Genomic DNA, 18,538 nt, shown 5'->3' with positions numbered 1-18,538 from the left:
TTCTTAAAGCGACGAGTATTTCTTGCGCAGACGCTGACGGATCAGCTCGGCGAGGGTATTCATGATGAACGTGAACAGCAGCAGCACCAGCGCCGAGAGGAACAGCACGCGGTAGTGACTGCCGCCCACTTCCGACTCGGGCATTTCCACTGCGACGTTGGCCGCCAGGGTGCGCAGGCCTTCGAACAGGTTCATCTCCATCACCGGCGTGTTACCGGTGGCCATCAGCACGATCATGGTCTCGCCCACGGCGCGGCCCATGCCGATCATCAGCGCGGAGAAGATGCCCGGGCTGGCAGTCAGGATCACTACGCGGGTCATGGTCTGCCAGGGCGTGGCACCGAGGGCCAGGGAGCCCAGGGTCAGGCCGCGCGGCACACTGAACACGGCGTCTTCGGCGATGGAGTAGATGTTCGGGATGACCGCAAAACCCATGGCCAGGCCGACCACCAGGGCGTTGCGCTGGTCGTAGGTGATGCCCAGGTCATGGGAAATCCACATGCGCATGTCGCCGCCGAAGAACCAGGTCTCCAGGTACGGGCTCATGTACAGCGACAGCCAGCCCACGAACAGGATCACCGGGATCAGGATCGCGCTTTCCCAGCCATCCGGCACCCGCAGGCGGATCGACTCAGGCAAACGGCTGAACACAAAGCCGGCCACCAGGATGCCAATCGGCAACAGCATCAGCAGGCTGAAAATCCCCGGCAGATGCCCTTCCACATAAGGCGCCAGGAACAGGCCGGCGAAGAAACCGAGGATCACCGTGGGCATCGCTTCCATCAATTCGATCACCGGCTTGACCTTGCGGCGCAGGCTCGGAGCCATGAAGTAAGCGGTGTAGATCGCGGCGGCTACAGCCAGCGGTGCGGCGAGCAGCATCGCGTAGAACGCGGCTTTCAGCGTACCGAAAGTCAGCGGCGCCAGGCTCATCTTGGGTTCGAAGTCGGTGTTGGCGGCAGTCGATTGCCAGACGTACTTGGGCTCGTCGTAGTTCTCGTACCAGACCTTGCTCCACAGCGCGCTCCACGACACTTCCGGGTGCGGGTTGTCGAGCAGCAACGGTTGCAGCTTGCCACCGGCTTCGACGATGACGCGGTTGGCCCGTGGCGACAGGCCGAACACGCCTTGGCCGTCGACCACTGGATCGACCAGCAAGGTACGGTGCGCGGTGCTATGGAACACGCCGAACTGGCCGGAAGCGTCGAGGGCGGTGAAGCCTTTGCGACGCTCTTCGGCGGTGATTTCCACGATGGGCGCAGTGCCCATCTGGAAGGTACGGATCTGCTTGAGGCGTTGCTCGCCATCCGGATCGCGGGCCATGAACCACTGGGCCAGGCCGCCCTTGGAGTTACCGATGATCAGCGAGATGCCGCCCACCAGTTGGGTGCTGGCGGTGACTTCGGCAGTGCCGTCTTCCAGCAGCTTGTAGCGACCGTTGAGACTCTTGTCGCGCAGGCTGAACACATCGGCCAGGGCGCGACCGTTGATCACATACAACCATTGCTGGCGCGGGTCGATGAAGATCGCCTTCACCGGCTCGGTCATTTGCGGCAGTTCGACACGTTTCTGCTCGCTGGTGACTTCGCCGGTCATCATGTTTTCTTCGCGACTCAGGGTCAGCACGTTCAAGTGCGAACCGGCCGAGCCTGCAACCACCAGCGACGAGTCCGTGGCATTGAGGGCGACGTGCTCCAACGGGCGGCCGGTATCGTCGAGCACGATAGGCGTTTCACCGTAGGGGTACTCAATCGCAGGCGTGATGGTTTTCTTGCCGTCCGGGTATGACACCTTATAGGTGTGACGGAACACCAGGGACTGGCCATTGGACAAGCCGAGGATCACCAGCGGGCTGCCCGGCTGGTCTTCACCAATCGACGCTACGCTCGCGCCTGCCGGCAGCGCCAGGTCGACACGCTTGAGTTCGGCGCCGGTAGTAACATCAAAGAACAGCGCCTGGCCCTTGTCGGAAACCCGCATGGCGACCTGGTTCTGTTCTTCCAGAGAAATCATCAGCGGCTTGCCGGCGTCCTGGATCCAGGCCGGTGTGAGCGCTTCTTCCTTGGTCAGCGAAGCACCCTGGAACAACGGCGCGACCACGTAGGCGAGGAAGAAGAAAATCAGGGTGATTGCGCCGAGAACGGCGAGGCCGCCGACCAGCACATACCAACGAGTCAAACGGTCTTTGAGCGCGCGAATGCGGCGCTTGCGTTGCAGCTCAGGCGTATTGAAATCAATGCGCTTGGGGGGAGAAGTTGTCGTCATGGTGGAATTGGCCAGATCATTCATGCGCACACCCTAGCGATCCTGTATGACAGAAAGATGACAATGCAGTGACGCAGGAAATCCGCCGCGAAGCATAGCTGGCAGCGGACTTGAAATTAGGAGTTTCTGCAGGAGCGAGCTTGCTCGCGAAGATCGTCAACGATAACGCGTCGTTTCTGAATAACCACGGTGCCCTATCGTTTTTCGCGAGCAAGCTCGCTCCTACAGAAAGGCTGGTTTTACCCAGCCCAGCTACTTAGTTGCCTTCTTTCAGACCCAGGTCAGCCAGGGCCTTGGCGGCAACTTTGGCTGGCAGCGGGATGTAACCGTCTTTCACGACAACTTCCTGGCCCTGTTTGGACAGCACCAGTTTCACGAACTCGGCTTCCAGCGGTGCCAGAGGCTTGTTCGGAGCTTTGTTGACGTAAACGTAGAGGAAACGCGACAGCGGGTATTTGCCGTTCAGGGCGTTTTCTTCGCTGTCCTCGATGAACTCAGTGCTGCCTTTCTTGGCCAGGGCCACGGTTTTCACGCTGGCGGTCTTGTAGCCGATGCCCGAGTAACCGATGCCGTTCAGCGAGGAGCTGATCGACTGCACGACCGAGGCCGAGCCAGGTTGTTCGTTCACGTTAGGCTTGTAGTCGCCTTTGCACAGGGCTTCTTCCTTGAAGTAGCCGTAGGTGCCGGATACCGAGTTACGGCCGAACAGTTGAACCGGCTTGTTGGCCAGGTCGCCGGTCACGCCCAGGTCACCCCAGGTTTTCACGTCGGCTTTAGCGCCGCACAAGCGCGTCGAGGAGAAGATCGCGTCGACCTGTTCCATGGTCAGGTGCTGGATCGGGTTGTCCTTGTGCACGAATACCGCCAGTGCATCCACAGCTACCGGGATTGCGGTTGGCTTGTAGCCGTACTTCTGCTCGAAGGCCGCCAGTTCGGTGTCCTTCATCTTGCGGCTCATCGGGCCCAGGTTGGAGGTGCCTTCAGTCAGCGCAGGTGGCGCGGTGGCAGAGCCGGCCGCTTGAATCTGGATGTTGACGTTCGGGTATTCCTTTTTATAACCCTCGGCCCACAGGGTCATCAGGTTTGCCAGGGTATCGGAACCGACGCTGGACAGGTTGCCCGACACACCAGTGGTCTTGACGTAAGCCGGGATCGCCGGGTCAACGCCAGCAGCCACCGCGTTGGCGGTCGCGACGCCAGCAGCGACAAATGTCATTGCCGCCATCAAACGTTTCAGTTTCATGCCTTGCTCCTAGCAGATAGGGATAGTTGGATCGGGGCCAAGTATCGAGAGGCCGTGTGAACACTCTATGTCTGCAATGTGACAGTTAGATGAAAGGCCACTATTGGGGGGGAGGATTGGCACAACACTCGCGTATTGCGGCAGCAGGGGGACGCAGAGCGTCCCAGGCGGCATTCCCACGCGGGAGCGTGGGAACGATCAAGCTCAGCGGGAACGCTTCCACAGATACCCGCCCACCACCATCCCCATCACACACAGGGCGGCGACATAGTAGGACGGGCCCATCGGGCTTTCCTTCATCAGCAGCGACACCGCCAATGGCGTCAGCCCGCCAAACACAGCGTAGGCCACGTTGTAGGAGAACGACAGGCCGCTGAAACGCACCACCGGTGGGAAGGCTTTGACCATCACGTAGGGCACCACACCGATAGTGCCGACAAACAGGCCGGTCAAGGCGTACAGCGGGAACAGCCAGTCCGGGTGGGCCATGAGGCTGTGGTACAGCGTCCAGGAAGTGGCCAGCAACAACGCGCAACCGGTGACCAGCACACGCCCGGCACCAAAACGGTCGGCCAGGGCACCCGAGGCAATGCAACCCAGGCTCAGGGTCACGATGGCCAGGCTGTTGGCCTGCAACGCAACCGTGGGGCTGAAGTGGTAGACGGTCTGCAGCACGGTCGGGGTCATCAGGATGACCACCACGACGCCGGCCGACAGCAGCCAGGTCAGCAGCATCGACAGCACGATGGCGCCACGGTGGTCACGCAGTACCGCGCGCAACGGCAGTTCGGCGGCCAGGGTCTTGCGTTGCTGCATCTCGGCGAAGATCGGCGTTTCATGCAGCCAGCGGCGCAGGTACACCGACAGCAGGCCGAAGACACCGCCGAGCAGGAACGGGATCCGCCAGGCGTAATCGGAGACCTGCTCCGGGGTATAGGCCGTATTAATCGCGGTGGCTACCAGCGAGCCCAGCAAAATACCGGCGGTGAGGCCGCTGGTGAGTGTGCCGCAGGCGTAGCCGATGTGACGTGGCGGGACGTGTTCGGAGACGAATACCCAGGCGCCCGGTACCTCGCCGCCAATCGCCGCGCCCTGGATCACGCGCATCAACAGCAGCAGGAGCGGTGCCCACAGGCCGATCTGCGCGTAGGTCGGCAGCAGCCCCATGATCAAGGTCGGCACGGCCATCATGAAGATGCTCAGGGTGAACATTTTCTTGCGGCCCAGCAGGTCGCCGAAGTGCGCCATGATGATGCCGCCCAGCGGGCGAGCCAGGTAGCCGGCGGCGAAGATGCCGAAGGTCTGCATCATGCGCAGCCATTCGGGCATGTCGACGGGGAAGAACAGTTTCCCGACCACAGTGGCGAAAAATACGAAAATGATGAAGTCGTAGAATTCCAGCGCCCCGCCCAAGGCAGACAGCGACAGGGTTTTGTAGTCGTTGCGGGTCAGCGGGCGCGACGGTTGCGCACTGCTTGCGGGCACGGAGGACATGGCAAGGCTTCTCTTATAGTAATCAGCGTAAAGGACTGCACGCCCATGACTTGCGGCGGGTCTGGCAAGATAGCAAATCGCCTGAAAAAGCACAGCGCTATGAAAACAGTTGCGCGCAAAAGCCCCGATACAGCGTCTATTTACCGACCAAATGAGCCTCAGGTGGTCGTCGTCGCGCCAGCGTCCCGATATACTCGCCCGTGCAAGCGCAGGAACCCCAGTCTTGACGGGCTGCTGTGCCAAAACGTTGTTGGGCGCCATCCAGCCGATTTGGCAGAGTTTCCCTTTAGTTCGCCTTACGAGAAACGCATCGAGCGGTGTATGTTGGTGCTGAAACGTTTTTCCAGAAGACGGCTATCCACTTGAAATACCCATGAAGCGTCACGGGTCAGAGGCCCTCGGCATGATCGAACTCGAACAAGAAGATCCTATCCCGCAAGGCGATCTCGCCCTGCAAATCACTGCACTTCCACGTGAAACCAACGGTTTTGGCGATATCTTCGGTGGCTGGCTGGTCGCGCAGATGGACCTGGCCGGCACGGCAATGGCCAGCAAGGTGGCCGGCGGACGTGTAGCCACCGTGGCCATTGATCGCATGGCATTCCTGGTACCGGTCGCGGTGGGCGCGCAGTTGTCCTTCTATACCCAGGCCCTGGAAATCGGCCGCAGCTCGATCCAGATGATGGTCGAAGTGTGGAGCGATGACCCGCTGTCCAGCGAATGGCGCAAGGTGACAGAGGCGGTGTTCGTGTTCGTCGCCATCGACGGCAGCGGCCGCACGCGCTCGGTTCCGTCGCGCGCGCGTTAAACCTCATCGGGTTTTCACGGTCAATTGCCCCATTGCCCATTGCCTGCCACTGAGAGAGCTTTGTTATGCCGACGCCCCACGTTGAAACCGTGAAAATCGACGAGCTGGACTGCTGGCGCATCCGCCACAACGGCGCCGAATTGATGGTGGCCCAACAGGGCGCGCATCTCTTCAGTTACCAGCGCGATGGCGAGCAGCCGCTGATCTGGCCGAACCCCGAGGCGGTGTTCAAGCAGGGCAAAGGCATTCGTACCGGCGTCCCGGTGTGCTGGCCGTGGTTTGGTGTATTCGAGCGCAACCCGCAGAGCGTCAAGGCGATGCGCCACAGCGATCAGCCGGCCGGCGCCCACGGTTTTGTGCGGACGGCGTTGTGGGAATTAGCCGCAACCAAGCTTGAAGGCCAGGCGTTGCGGGTGGACCTTGCGCTGCCCGTACCGGCAGGCGGTTTTCCTGGCTGGCCTCATCAGGTCGACCTGACGTTGAGCCTGGTGCTGGACGACCAGTTGCATATCCACCTCACCAGCCATAACCGTGGCACTGACACCGTGACCTTCAGCCAGGCATTGCACACCTACTTCGCCGTCAGCGATGTGCGCAACGTGCAGGTCGAAGGCGTGGAGGGGGCGACCTATATCGATACCGCCGATGGCTGGACCGAGAAAACCCAGTCCGGCCTGCTGCACTTCAGTGCCGAGACTGACCGTATCTACCTCGATACACCGGCCCGCCTTAGCATCCTCGACAAGGACTGGCAGCGTCGCATCCAGCTCACCAGCGAAGGGTCGAAATCGACCGTGATCTGGAACCCGTGGACCGAACGCGCCAAGGCCTTCGATGACATGGCCGACGATGGCTGGCAGGGGATGTTGTGCATCGAGACGGCGAATGTGCTGGACGACGTGGTGGCGTTGGCACCCGGCGAAAGCCACACCCTGGGCGTGAGCATCGCCAGCATTCCTTTGTAAACCCAATCAAAAATGTGGGAGGGGGCAAGCCCCCTCCCACATTGTTATGTGTTGGCTGTTAGAGATCGGACTCCTTCACCACCCGCACCTTCCCTGCATCCAGCGCATACGCCGCGTCCGCCAGGTCGTTATTCACCTTCTCCACCTTCAAGGTTCCGGTCACCCACAGCGGCGTGTAGATATCATCCAGCTTCAGCCCCTTGGGATAGCGCACCAGCACCAGTTGGTTGGGCGGCGGTGGCGGCACATGGATACACGCGCCGGGGTACGGCACGAGAAAGAACAGGGTGCTGCGGCCCTTGGCATCGGTTTCCAACGGCACCGGGTAGCCGCCGATACGGATGTGCTTGCCGTTCATGGCCGCCACGGTCTTGGTGGAATACATCACCGCCGGCAAGCCTTTGCTCTGCTTCAGGCCACCCTTGTCGGTAAAGGTGCCTTGGGCTTCGGGCGAGTTGTGATCGATCTCGGGCATGGCTTCGAGGGCTTTCTGATCCGACAGCGGCATCAGCTCGAGCCAGTCGGTTTCCGGCAGTTCGCCGGCGTGGGCCAGGCCTGAGCCCAGCAAGAGGAGAGTCAACAGGAAACGGCGCATGGAGAGGCTCGGCAAGTACAAGTGCCGAGCATTCTAGCCCTCTGCGCCTGCGCAGCGCAGAGGACTTTGTCGGCTGATTACTTTCTTTTGATCAGGCCGTAGATGACCAGCAGCACGATCGCACCGATCAGCGCACCGATAAAGCCTGCGCCTTGACCGGCCTGGTAGATCCCCAGCGCCTGGCCACCGTAGGTTGCAGCCAGGGAGCCGGCGATACCCAGCAGAATGGTCATGATCCAGCCCATGCTGTCGTCGCCAGGCTTGAGGAAACGCGCCAGCAGGCCGACGATCAAGCCGATAAAGATGGTTCCAATGATACCCATGGCATTTCCCTCTGATTGGTGTGAGTCATGCCAAAGCCTAGTCAGACTTTGGCATCCTGCAATCAGAGGGACGCCGAGCCTTAATGGTTCCCGCGACGATGCAGCTTATTGTTCGGCGATCAGCGCTTCGACCTTGAGGATCTGCGCCTGCAGGGTCGCGCGGTCCTTGCAGCGCAGGTTGGCGTGACCCACCTTGCGCCCTGCCTTGAAGGCCTTGCCGTAGTGATGCACATGGCAATCGTCGATCGCCATGACTCGCTCAACCGGCGGCACCACGCCGATGAAGTTGAGCATGGCGCTCTCGCCAACCTTGGCCGTGGAGCCCAACGGCAAGCCCGCCACCGCCCGCAGGTGGTTCTCGAACTGGCTGCATTCGGCGCCTTCGGTGGTCCAGTGCCCGGAGTTGTGCACGCGTGGGGCGATTTCGTTGGCCTTGAGACCGCCATCGACTTCGAAGAACTCGAACGCCATCACGCCAACGTAATCCAGCTGCTTGAGCACGCGGCTGGAATAATCCTCGGCCAGGGCCTGCAGCGGGTGGTCGGTGCTGGCGACGGACAGCTTGAGAATGCCGCTGTCGTGGGTGTTGTGCACCAACGGATAGAAGCGGGTTTCGCCGTCACGGGCACGCACGGCGATCAGCGAGACTTCACCGGTGAACGGCACGAAGCCTTCCAGCAGGCACGCGACGCCGCCCAGTTCGGCAAAGGTGCCGACCACATCGGCCGCAGTGCGCAGGACTTTCTGGCCCTTGCCGTCATACCCCAGGGTGCGGGTTTTCAACACGGCCGGCAGGCCGATGCTGGCGACGGCGGCGTCCAGGTCCGCCTGGGACTGGATGTCGGCGAAGGCCGGGGTCGGGATGCCCAGGTCCTTGAACATGCTCTTCTCGAACCAGCGGTCGCGCGCGATGCGCAGGGCTTCGGCGCTCGGGTACACCGGGACGAACTGCGACAGGAACGCTACGGTTTCGGCCGGGACGCTTTCGAACTCGAAGGTCACCAGGTCAACTTCGTCGGCCAGTTGACGCAGATGATCCGGGTCGCTGTAGTCCGCGCGCAGGTGTTCACCCAGGGCTGCCGCGCAAGCGTCCGGCGCCGGGTCCAGGAAAGCGAAGTTCATCCCCAGCGGGGTTCCCGCCAGAGCCAGCATGCGGCCCAGTTGGCCGCCACCGATTACACCGATTTTCATCAATCAACACCCTCAGGCGATGCGTGGGTCTGGATTGTCCAGCACGCTGTCTGTCTGCTCAGCACGGAATTTTTTCAGCACCGCATGGAACTGCGGGTGCTTGGCGCCCAGGATACTGGCGGACAGCAACGCGGCGTTGATCGCGCCGGCCTTGCCGATCGCCAGGGTTGCCACCGGAATGCCGGCGGGCATCTGCACGATGGACAACAGCGAATCCACGCCCGAGAGCATTGACGACTGCACCGGTACACCGAGCACGGGCAGGTGAGTCTTGGCTGCACACATGCCCGGCAAATGCGCCGCACCGCCGGCACCGGCAATGATCACCTCGATGCCACGGGATTCTGCTTCATCGGCATACTGGAACAGCAAGTCCGGGGTGCGGTGGGCGGAGACCACCTTCACTTCGTACGGAATGCCGAGTTTTTCCAGCATATCGGCGGTGTGGCTAAGGGTGGACCAATCGGACTTGGAGCCCATGATCACGCCAACCAATGCACTCATCGTCGTGCCTCTTCTCTCTGGGCGCCCGCAGGCGCGTCAAAAAACAACAAGCCACGCGGGAAATCCGGCGTGGCTTGGTGTACGAATTAAGGCCGGTTGGACCGGCCGAAGGCCGCGCAGTATACCGTAATAATCCAGATAAACAGCCCCTGGAATGACCATCTGTCTTGCCGCCCAAACCGGCGGTTTTATTGACTCAAGAGTCAGTCCAATACACCGCAAAACCCTGTGGGAGGGGGCTTGCTCCCGATAGCGGTCTGTCAGTGACATATTCAGTGCCTGACACACCGCAATCGGGGGCAAGCCCCCTCCCACATTTGCCCTGCATTGGGCCTGAAATTGGGCGCGAGGCTGGGCCCGAGACTGGGCTCAGGTATTTTGCGCCGCGCCACCTTCCAGCTTGCGCCACAACAACCGCACGTTCGCCTTGCGCACCAGCGCGCAGCGATACAGCCGAATCTCCAGCGGCACATGCCATTGCGCCCCGCCACACACCACCAACTCGCCACGGGCCAGTTCCGCCCGCACGCTCAACTGCGGTACCCAGGCGATACCCAGACCTTCCAGCGCCATGCTCTTGAGGCTGTCGGCCATGGCGGTTTCATAAATGGTGGTAAAACGCAGCGCACGCTGGCGCAGCAGCAGGTTCACCGAGCGTCCGAGAAAGGCGCCGGCACTGTAGGCCAGCAACGGCACGCTGCCCTCGCCTTCCAGATCGAACAGCGGCTTGCCGTCGGCATCGGCGGCGCACACCGGGAGCATTTCGGTGTTGCCCAGGTGCAGCGAGGGAAAGATCTCGGCGTCCATCTGCATAGCGGCATCCGGGTCGTAGAACGCCAGCATCAGGTCGCAGCCGCCTTCACGCAGGGCGTGCACGGCATCGCCGACGTTGGTGGCGACCAGCCGCGTGGCGATGTTCAAACCTTCGTTGCGCAACTGGGCGATCCAGCGCGGGAAAAAACCCAATGCCAGGGAGTGAGCCGCCGCCACCTGCATGACCTCCCCCTGCCCGCCTTCCAGATGATGCAAATGGCGCAGCACTTCACCGAGTTGCTCGACCACCGTGCGCGCGGTGACCAGGAACAGTTGCCCCGCCGCCGTCAGCTCCACCGGCGTGCGTGAGCGATTGACCAGGGTCAGCCCCAGCGCCGCTTCCAGGCTGCGAATACGTCGACTGAACGCCGGCTGGGTGACAAAGCGCCGCTCCGCCGCCTGGGAAAAGCTGCGCGTCGCCGCCAGGGCGCTGAAGTCTTCCAGCCATTTGCTCTCAAGGTTCATCACTGCCTCCCACGGGGAATGCACCATTTTGGCACACACGCCCGTCATGGTAACCGGGTCACATCGACATTATGCCGTTTGTGCATAGGCCAGTGTTTAACAGCATTGGCCCAAAAACTCTCAAAAGCCTAGCATTCACAGCGTTCCGGCCAGTTCCGGGTCCCTATCGAGATGATTTCCGTCATGTCCTCTGCTGCATCTTTCCGTACCGAAAAAGACCTGCTTGGCGTACTCGAAGTACCTGCCCAAGCGTATTACGGCATCCAGACCCTGCGAGCGGTGAACAACTTCCGCCTCTCGGGCGTTCCGATTTCGCATTACCCGAAATTGGTGGTCGGTCTGGCAATGGTCAAGCAAGCAGCAGCGGACGCCAACCGCGAACTGGGCCAGCTCAGCGAAGCCAAGCACGCGGCCATCAGCGAAGCGTGCGCCCGCCTGATTCGCGGCGATTTCCACGAAGAGTTCGTGGTGGACATGATTCAAGGCGGCGCCGGCACTTCCACCAACATGAATGCCAACGAAGTGATCGCCAACATCGCGCTGGAGGCCATGGGCCATCAGAAGGGTGAGTACCAGTACCTGCACCCCAACAACGATGTGAACATGGCGCAGTCGACCAACGACGCCTACCCGACCGCGATCCGTCTGGGTCTGCTGCTGGGCCATGACGCGCTGCTGGCCAGCCTCGACAGCCTGATCCAGGCCTTCGCCGCCAAAGGTGTCGAGTTCGGGCATGTATTGAAAATGGGCCGCACCCAACTGCAAGACGCCGTGCCGATGACCCTCGGCCAGGAATTCCGCGCCTTCGCCACCACCCTGAGCGAAGACCTGGCCCGCCTGAAAACCCTGGCGCCGGAGCTGCTCACCGAAGTGAATCTGGGCGGCACCGCCATCGGCACCGGCATCAACGCCGACCCACGCTACCAGGCCCTGGCCGTACAACGCCTGGCCACCATCAGCGGCCAGCCGCTGGTACCGGCGGCCGACCTGATCGAAGCCACCTCCGACATGGGCGCCTTCGTGCTGTTCTCCGGCATGCTCAAGCGTACCGCGGTGAAGCTGTCGAAGATCTGCAACGACCTGCGCCTGCTGTCCAGCGGCCCACGCACCGGCATCAACGAAATCAACCTGCCGGCGCGCCAGCCAGGCAGCTCGATCATGCCCGGCAAGGTCAACCCGGTGATCCCGGAAGCCGTGAACCAGGTGGCGTTCCAAATCATCGGTAACGATTTGGCCCTGACCATCGCGGCCGAAGGCGGCCAGCTGCAACTGAACGTGATGGAGCCGCTGATCGCCTACAAGATCTTCGACTCGATCCGCCTGCTGCAACGCGCCATGGACATGCTGCGCGAGCACTGCATCGTCGGCATCACCGCCAACGAAGCGCGCTGCCGCGAACTGGTGGAGCACTCCATCGGCCTGGTCACCGCGCTGAACCCCTACATCGGCTATGAAAACGCCACCCGCATTGCGCGAATCGCCCTTGAAAGCGGTCGCGGTGTGCTGGAACTGGTGCGTGAAGAAGGCTTGCTCGACGACGCCATGCTCGACGACATCCTGCGCCCCGAAAACATGATCGCTCCACGCTTGGTCCCGCTGAAGGCCTAAGTGTTTGTTGCACCGCTCACCAGGTTGAGAGACTAGACACCTCTCACCTTTTGAGGGCCTGAAGGCTCGTTCTTCAGGCCCTTTTTTTTGCCTTGAGGTTGCTTATGACGCCTATAAAAAATCCAATATCGCACCGCTTACCCACCTCCCCTCTCACCGCTTCGCTGAAACCTTTAATCAGGCCGAGCAGACGGATCACGTTCGCCTAGGTATAGTGCCGCCCCTCTTCGTGTCAGAGATCGTCGGTAACGAGGTCCTGTACAGCGCGAAACCGCATGAATAACAACACCCGCAAAAGGATTGGGGTCGAACGTCGCGCACTGCCTGGTGCCGAGCGATGCGTCGCACCGTCCTGCGTTTGCCATTAGAAAAATCAGCGAGGAACACTCCATGCTCGAAGTCATCAACGACTTCCTCTCAGGGAAAGTACTGATCGTGCTCATTGTCGGGCTCGGCGGTTATTTCACGATCCGCTCGCGTTTCGTTCAATTGCGTCACTTTTTCCACATGTTCTCGGTGTTTAAAGACAGCCTGAAAAGCAGCTCCGGCCAACTCAGCTCGTTCCAGGCGCTGATGCTCAGCCTGGCCGGCCGTGTGGGCGCCGGTAACATCGCAGGCGTCGGCATTGCCGTGACCCTGGGTGGCCCGGGCGCCGTGTTCTGGATGTGGGTCACCGCGTTGGTGGGCATGTCCTCGAGTTTTATCGAGTGCTCCCTGGGTCAGTTGTACAAGCGCACCGATGCAGAAGGTGCCTACCGTGGCGGCCCGGCCTATTACATCCAGCACGGCCTGCACAAACGCTGGCTGGGGATGGTCATGGCGTTCCTGCTGCTGGTGACCTTCGGCTTTGCCTTCAACGGCCTGCAAGCCCACGCGGTTACCCACTCGCTGAATAATGCCTTCGGTCTCGACACCACTTACACCGGCCTCGCGCTGGCGGTGTTGCTGGGCCTGGTGTTCATTGGCGGGATCAAGCGTATTGCCTCGATCGCCGACCTGCTGGTACCGGTCAAGACGCTGGTCTACATCGCCGTGACCCTGTACGTGATCGTGCTGCAGTTCGACCACGTGCCGGCCATGCTCGCGACCATCGTCAAGAGTGCCTTCGGCCTCGATCAGGCCTTCGGTGGCCTGGTGGGCAGCGCGATCATCATGGGCGTCAAACGCGGCGTGTTCGCCAACGAAGCCGGTTTAGGCAGTGCGCCCAACGTGGCGGCGGTGGCCTCCGTGGAACACCCGATCGCCCAAGGTGTGGTGCAAGCGTTCAGCGTGTTCCTCGACACCTTCGTGATCTGCACCTGCACTGCGTTGCTGATCCTCCTGTCCGGCTTCTACACCCCGGGTTTTGAAGGCGACGGCATTGCCCTGACCCAGAACTCCCTGGCCGCCGTGGTCGGTGACTGGGGCCGCATGTTCATCTCGGTCGCCCTGGCGTTGTTCGTGTTCACCTCAATCATGTACAACTACTACCTGGGCGAGAGCAACCTGCGCTTCCTGGTCGGCAACAACCGCAAGGTACTGATGGGCTATCGCGCCTTGGTGCTGGTGCTGATTTTCTGGGGTTCGATCGAGAACCTGAGCACCGTGTTCGCCTTCGCCGACATCACCATGACCATGCTCGCGTTCGTCAACCTGTTCGCCCTGGCGTTCCTGTTCAAGATCGCCATGCGCATCCTCAACGACTACGACGGCCAGCGCGCAGCGGGCATCAAGACCCCGGTGTTCGACTCCAGCCAGTTCCCCGACCTGGACCTGGACCGCAAGGCCTGGCCGGCCAACCCGGTAAAATCCGAACCCGCAGCGTCGGCTGAACTGAGCGCCCAGGCGCAACGTTAATCACCGCCAGATGACACGCCGCCCGGCCTTGGGCATGCTCTGGGCCCGGCGGCGTTTTTCGTTCAGGAGATTTTTCATGCAAGCAGCCAACAACGTCATGGTGCTCTACACCGGCGGCACCATCGGCATGCAGGCCAGTGCCAACGGCCTGGCACCCGCGTCCGGTTTTGAGGCGCGTATGCGCGAGCAACTGGCCGACGCACCCGTGCCCACGTGGCGCTTTCGGGAGATGTCGCCGCTGATCGACAGCGCCAATATGACCCCTGCCTACTGGCAGCGCCTGCGCAGCGCCGTTGTCGAGGCCGTGGACGACGGCTGCGACGCCGTGCTGATCCTGCACGGCACCGACACCCTGGCGTACAGCGCAGCGGCCATGAGTTTTCAACTCCTCGGTCTGCCGGCACCCGTACTGTTCACCGGCTCGATGTTGCCGGCAGGCGTGCCCGACAGTGATGCCTGGGAAAACGTCAGCGGTGCGCTGACGGCACTCGGAGAAGGCCTGGCACCCGGCGTGCAGTTGTATTTCCACGGCGCGCTCATGGCGCCCACCCGGTGCGCGAAGATCCGCAGCTTTGGTCGCCATCCGTTTGCCGCCTTGCAGCGTAACGGCGGCGTCTCCCAAGCCGACATGATCCCCGCGGCCCTGCATTACCGCCAACCCAAGTCTGAAGCCAGGGTCGGCGTCCTGCCGTTGGTGCCGGGCATCGCCGCCAACCTGTTGGATGCGCTAGTCGACAGCGGCATCCAGGCGCTGGTGCTCGAATGCTTCGGCAGCGGCACCGGCCCAAGTGACAACCCGGCCTTCCTGGCCAGCCTGCAACGTGCGCAGGATCAGGATGTAGTGGTGGTTGCGACCACCCAATGCCATGAAGGCGGCGTGGAACTGGACGTCTACGAAGCCGGCAGCCGCCTGCGCGGTGTGGGCGTGCTGTCCGGTGGCGGCATGACCCGCGAGGCGGCCTTCGGCAAGCTCAACGCCCTGCTCGGGGCCGGGTTGCCGACCCGCGAAGTCCGTCGCCTGGTGGAACTGGACCTGTGCGGCGAACTGAACTGAGCGGCATGTAACTTGCTCCACTTCCAGCCTATCCATGGCTGGAAGTCCCCATGCTGCACTCCCATCTCACCACCCTCAATGCCGTGTCCCTGGTGCTCAGTACCTTCGAGGCCGAAGGCTTGCCCCATGCCGCGTTATTGGCCGGCAGCGGCATCTGTGCAGCGGACTTGCGCCGCGCCGACACGCGTATCGCCACGCACCAGGAGATGCAGGTGTGCGCCAACGCCGTGGCCCTGCAGCGCGATATCGGCCTGATCGTGGGGCGGCGTATGCATGTTTCCTCCTACGGCATGCTCGGCTATGCCCTGCTCACCAGTGCCACTTTCGGTGACGCTTTGCGCCTGGCCCTGCGTTATCCGGCGCTGTTGGGAACACTCTTCGAACTGAGCCTGGAGGAAGACGGCGAACGTATCTGGTTCACCGCCGGCGATTACCGCGAGAGCCCCGCACTGACGGCCTTCAATGTCGAGTTGTGCCTGGGGTCGTTGAACGTTATCTGCAACGACCTGCTCGGCCATCCACTGCCCCTGTTGGGCGCTCGTTTCGAGCACGACGCGCCGGATTATCAAGCGCGTTACGTCGAGAGCTTCGATTGCCCGCTGCAGTTCCAGGCCACGGCCAATGCATTCGCCTTCGATAAACGCTGGCTTGCCCAACCCCTGCCGCTGGCCGACGCCGTGACCCACCAGGCCATGGTCGAGCGCTGCCGGAAACAGAACACCGAATTCACCGGACGCGAGGCATGGCTGGGGCGAATTCGTCAGTTGCTGGCCGCGCAACTGCACGCCGCACCCGGGCTGGATGGCCTGGCCCGGCAAATGAACTGTTCCGCACGCACCCTGCGTCGACACTTGCACCACTTGGGCTGCAGCTATCAGGAACTGCTCGATGAGTTGCGCTTTGAACGCGCCAAACAGTTATTGGCTGACGACCTGTGGCCGATCCACCGAATAGCCGAAACGCTGGGGTTCAGCGAAACGGCCAGCTTCAGGCATGCGTTCGTACGCTGGAGCGGCGTCGCGCCGAGCCAATTTCGCGCATGACGCCCCGTTCAGGGGCCCATTGCGGACACACAGGCTGGCCATATTTATCCCCTTTTGGCCGCTCCTGCCGTTCTCATAAATCGCACCCGCCGCAAGACTGCATGCACCGACAGAGCCTGCGGAGAACAACACATGCTGACGATCTACTCAGACGATCACCACCTGCACCACGGCCGCTGTGAATTGATGGACGGGCAACTGATGCCCTGCTTTGAAATGCCCTCGCGCGCCGACCACGTGCTGCAACGCGTCAAAGACCGTGACCTGGGCCCGGTGCAGGCGCCGCAGGACTTCGGTCTGGCGCCGCTGCAACGTATTCACAGCCGCGACTATCTCGACTTCTTCAAAGGCGCCTGGCAACGCTGGACCGAGTACGGCCAGGATGGCGACCTGTTGCCCTACACCTGGCCCGCGCGCACGTTACGCCGCGTGATGCCCGCCAGCCTGCACGGCCAGCTGGGCTATTACAGTTTCGATGGAGGCGCGCCGATCACTGCCGGCACCTGGCAAGCGGCCTACAGCGCGGCGCAAGTCGCGCTCACCGCCCAGGCCGCCATCACGCAAGGCGCCCACAGTGCCTTTGCGCTGTGCCGCCCGCCCGGGCATCACGCCGCCAGCGACTTGATGGGCGGTTATTGCTACCTCAATAACGCGGCCATCGCCGCCCAGGCGTTTCTCGACCAGGGCTGCAAAAAGGTCGCCATCCTCGATGTGGACTACCACCACGGCAACGGCACGCAATCGATTTTCTACCCGCGCAGCGATGTGCTCTTCACCTCAATCCACGGCCATCCGGAGGCGGAGTTCCCATTCTTTCTCGGGTATGCCGATGAGCTGGGAGAGGGCCCGGGAGAAGGGTTCAACTTCAACTATCCGTTACCGGCCGGCGCCACCTGGGAAACCTGGAGCGACGCGCTTGAACAAGCCTGTGCCGAGATCACTCGCTACGGTGCCGATGTCATCGTTGTCTCCCTGGGCGTGGACACCTTCAAGGACGACCCCATTTCGCAATTCAAGCTCGACAGCCCGGACTACCTGGCCATGGGTCGACGCATCGCGCAGCTCGGCACGCCAACGCTGTTTGTGATGGAAGGCGGCTACGCCGTGGAAGAAATCGGCATCAACGCCGTCAACGTGCTTGAAGGTTTCGAGGAAGCAGCCCAATGAACATACTCAAATCGCTCGTCCTGTGCGTCGCGGTGGCCAGCGGCGCGGCACAGGCCGAAGAGAAAACCCTGAAGGTCTACAACTGGTTCGACTACATCACCCCCAAGGCCCTTGAGGACTTCAAGGCGCAGAACCCGTCGATCAAACTGGTGTACGACATCTTCGACACAAACGAGGCGCTGGAAGCCAAGCTGCTCACCGGCAATTCCGGCTATGACGTGGTGGTGCCGTCCAACGTGTTCCTGGCCAAGCAGATCGAAGCCGGGGTGTTCCAGCCCCTGGACCGTAGCCAGTTGCCCAACTGGAAGCACCTGGATCCCAAGCTGATGAAGCTGATCGAAGCCAACGACCCCGGCAATCAGTACGCCGTGCCCTACATGTACGGCACCATCCTGATCGGCTTCAACCCGGCCAAGGTCAAGGCGGCCCTGGGCGACAACGCGCCAGTGGACAGCTGGGACCTGATCTTCAAGGAAGAAAACATCAGCAAGCTCAAGCAGTGCGGGGTCGCGCTGCTCGATTCGCCCTCGGAGATCCTGCCGCTGGCCCTGCAGCATCTGGGCCTGGACCCCAACAGCGGCAACCCCAAGGACTACATCAAGGCCGAAGCGCTGCTGATGAAAATCCGCCCGTACATCACCTACTTTCACTCCTCCAAATACATGGCCGATATCGCCAACGGCGACATCTGCGTGGCCGTGGGCTATTCCGGCAGTTTTTCCCAGGCCGCCAACCGCGCCAAGGAAGCCAAGAATGGCGTGACCGTGGATATGCGCCTGCCCAAGGAAGGCGCGCCGATCTGGTTCGACATGCTCGCCATCCCCAAGGGTGCTAAAAATCCGGGCGACGCCTACACCTTCATCAACTATTTGTTGCAACCCAACGTCATCGCACCGGTCAGCGACTTCGTCGGTTATCCCAACCCGAACAAGGACGCCACCGAGTGGGTCGACCCGGCGATACGCAACAACCCCAACCTGTACCCGACCGACGCGGCCATGACGACGCTCTACACCCTCAAGCCCCTGGACAGCAAAGCCGAACGCGCCAGGACCAGGGCCTGGACCAAGATCAAATCCGGCACCTGAAACACCTTGCTTTGACGGGCGCCTTCGCGGGCGCCGCGATTTATCTACCGTCCTCTCGGCTACGGCCATCGCTACC

16 protein-coding genes are annotated in these 18,538 nt (G+C 61.8%); 8 read left to right on the top strand and 8 right to left on the bottom strand.

Features of this window, described 5'->3' with window-relative positions:
* Positions 1-3 precede the first annotated feature (3 nt).
* From J1G34_RS10280 to J1G34_RS10270, 3 genes are all read right to left on the bottom strand, one after another.
* A complete protein-coding gene (locus J1G34_RS10280) occupies positions 4-2,037 on the bottom strand; it encodes an ABC transporter permease subunit (protein WP_170876014.1) in 2,034 nt (677 codons plus the stop codon).
* Positions 2,038-2,521: 484 nt separating this feature from the next.
* Entirely contained in the window at positions 2,522-3,508 is a 987-nt protein-coding gene (locus tag J1G34_RS10275; RefSeq protein ID WP_065883793.1) for a phosphate ABC transporter substrate-binding protein PstS, read from the bottom strand.
* A gap of 204 nt (positions 3,509-3,712) precedes the next feature.
* Positions 3,713-5,002 (bottom strand): MFS transporter, encoded by a 1,290-nt coding sequence (locus tag J1G34_RS10270; protein WP_065893025.1) that lies wholly within the window; start codon positions 5,000-5,002, stop codon positions 3,713-3,715.
* A 403-nt stretch (positions 5,003-5,405) separates the two neighbouring features.
* On the opposite strand from J1G34_RS10270, the gene J1G34_RS10265 reads away from it, so the two are divergent.
* Both J1G34_RS10265 and J1G34_RS10260 read left to right on the top strand, forming a co-directional pair.
* Positions 5,406-5,810, top strand: coding sequence for an acyl-CoA thioesterase (locus tag J1G34_RS10265; RefSeq protein WP_003176975.1), 405 nt, complete (start codon positions 5,406-5,408; stop codon positions 5,808-5,810).
* A gap of 65 nt (positions 5,811-5,875) precedes the next feature.
* On the top strand, positions 5,876-6,775 hold the full coding sequence (locus J1G34_RS10260; protein ID WP_222993966.1) for a D-hexose-6-phosphate mutarotase: 900 nt from the start codon (positions 5,876-5,878) through the stop codon (positions 6,773-6,775).
* 58 nt (positions 6,776-6,833) lie between these two features.
* Here J1G34_RS10260 and J1G34_RS10255 read toward each other — a convergent pair whose 3' ends face one another.
* The 5 genes from J1G34_RS10255 to J1G34_RS10235 form a co-directional block, all read right to left on the bottom strand.
* The gene (locus J1G34_RS10255; protein ID WP_065893023.1) at positions 6,834-7,370 is read right to left on the bottom strand and encodes a DUF3299 domain-containing protein; all 537 of its coding nucleotides are present in this window, start codon (positions 7,368-7,370) and stop codon (positions 6,834-6,836) included.
* Between the two features lie 77 nt (positions 7,371-7,447).
* On the bottom strand, positions 7,448-7,693 hold the full coding sequence (locus tag J1G34_RS10250; RefSeq protein WP_065883801.1) for a GlsB/YeaQ/YmgE family stress response membrane protein: 246 nt from the start codon (positions 7,691-7,693) through the stop codon (positions 7,448-7,450).
* A 105-nt stretch (positions 7,694-7,798) separates the two neighbouring features.
* On the bottom strand, positions 7,799-8,884 hold the full coding sequence (locus tag J1G34_RS10245) for a 5-(carboxyamino)imidazole ribonucleotide synthase (RefSeq protein ID WP_065883803.1): 1,086 nt from the start codon (positions 8,882-8,884) through the stop codon (positions 7,799-7,801).
* A 12-nt stretch (positions 8,885-8,896) separates the two neighbouring features.
* Positions 8,897-9,388 (bottom strand): 5-(carboxyamino)imidazole ribonucleotide mutase, encoded by a 492-nt coding sequence (purE, locus tag J1G34_RS10240; RefSeq protein ID WP_003195648.1) that lies wholly within the window; start codon positions 9,386-9,388, stop codon positions 8,897-8,899.
* Positions 9,389-9,757: 369 nt separating this feature from the next.
* Positions 9,758-10,666: a LysR substrate-binding domain-containing protein gene (locus tag J1G34_RS10235; RefSeq protein WP_065883805.1), complete on the bottom strand. Its 909-nt coding sequence runs from the start codon at positions 10,664-10,666 to the stop codon at positions 9,758-9,760.
* A 183-nt stretch (positions 10,667-10,849) separates the two neighbouring features.
* On the opposite strand from J1G34_RS10235, the gene aspA reads away from it, so the two are divergent.
* The 6 genes from aspA (at position 10,850) to J1G34_RS10205 (ending at position 18,462) form a co-directional block, all read left to right on the top strand.
* On the top strand, positions 10,850-12,274 hold the full coding sequence (gene aspA, locus J1G34_RS10230) for an aspartate ammonia-lyase (protein ID WP_065883807.1): 1,425 nt from the start codon (positions 10,850-10,852) through the stop codon (positions 12,272-12,274).
* Between the two features lie 390 nt (positions 12,275-12,664).
* A complete protein-coding gene (locus tag J1G34_RS10225; protein WP_222993964.1) occupies positions 12,665-14,110 on the top strand; it encodes an alanine/glycine:cation symporter family protein in 1,446 nt (481 codons plus the stop codon).
* Between the two features lie 76 nt (positions 14,111-14,186).
* Complete coding sequence (locus tag J1G34_RS10220) at positions 14,187-15,164, top strand: asparaginase (RefSeq protein WP_222993961.1); 978 nt, start codon at positions 14,187-14,189, stop codon at positions 15,162-15,164.
* A gap of 50 nt (positions 15,165-15,214) precedes the next feature.
* Positions 15,215-16,207 carry an AraC family transcriptional regulator gene (locus J1G34_RS10215; RefSeq protein WP_222993959.1) on the top strand — a complete coding sequence of 331 codons (993 nt, stop codon included), beginning with the start codon at positions 15,215-15,217 and terminating at the stop codon, positions 16,205-16,207.
* 132 nt (positions 16,208-16,339) lie between these two features.
* The gene (locus J1G34_RS10210) at positions 16,340-17,374 is read left to right on the top strand and encodes a histone deacetylase family protein (protein ID WP_065897691.1); all 1,035 of its coding nucleotides are present in this window, start codon (positions 16,340-16,342) and stop codon (positions 17,372-17,374) included.
* Positions 17,371-18,462, top strand: a complete 1,092-nt coding sequence (locus tag J1G34_RS10205) for a polyamine ABC transporter substrate-binding protein (RefSeq protein ID WP_222993957.1) — start codon at positions 17,371-17,373, stop codon at positions 18,460-18,462. The genes J1G34_RS10210 and J1G34_RS10205 overlap by 4 nt, the downstream gene beginning before the upstream one ends.
* The last annotated feature ends 76 nt before the right edge of the window (positions 18,463-18,538 follow it).

The organism is Pseudomonas sp. Wu6, assembly GCF_019891515.1.
Taxonomy (GTDB): domain Bacteria; phylum Pseudomonadota; class Gammaproteobacteria; order Pseudomonadales; family Pseudomonadaceae; genus Aquipseudomonas; species Aquipseudomonas orientalis_A.
The sequence above is the reverse complement of the archived record's forward strand: the minus strand, read 5'-3'. Positions and strand labels throughout refer to the sequence as shown.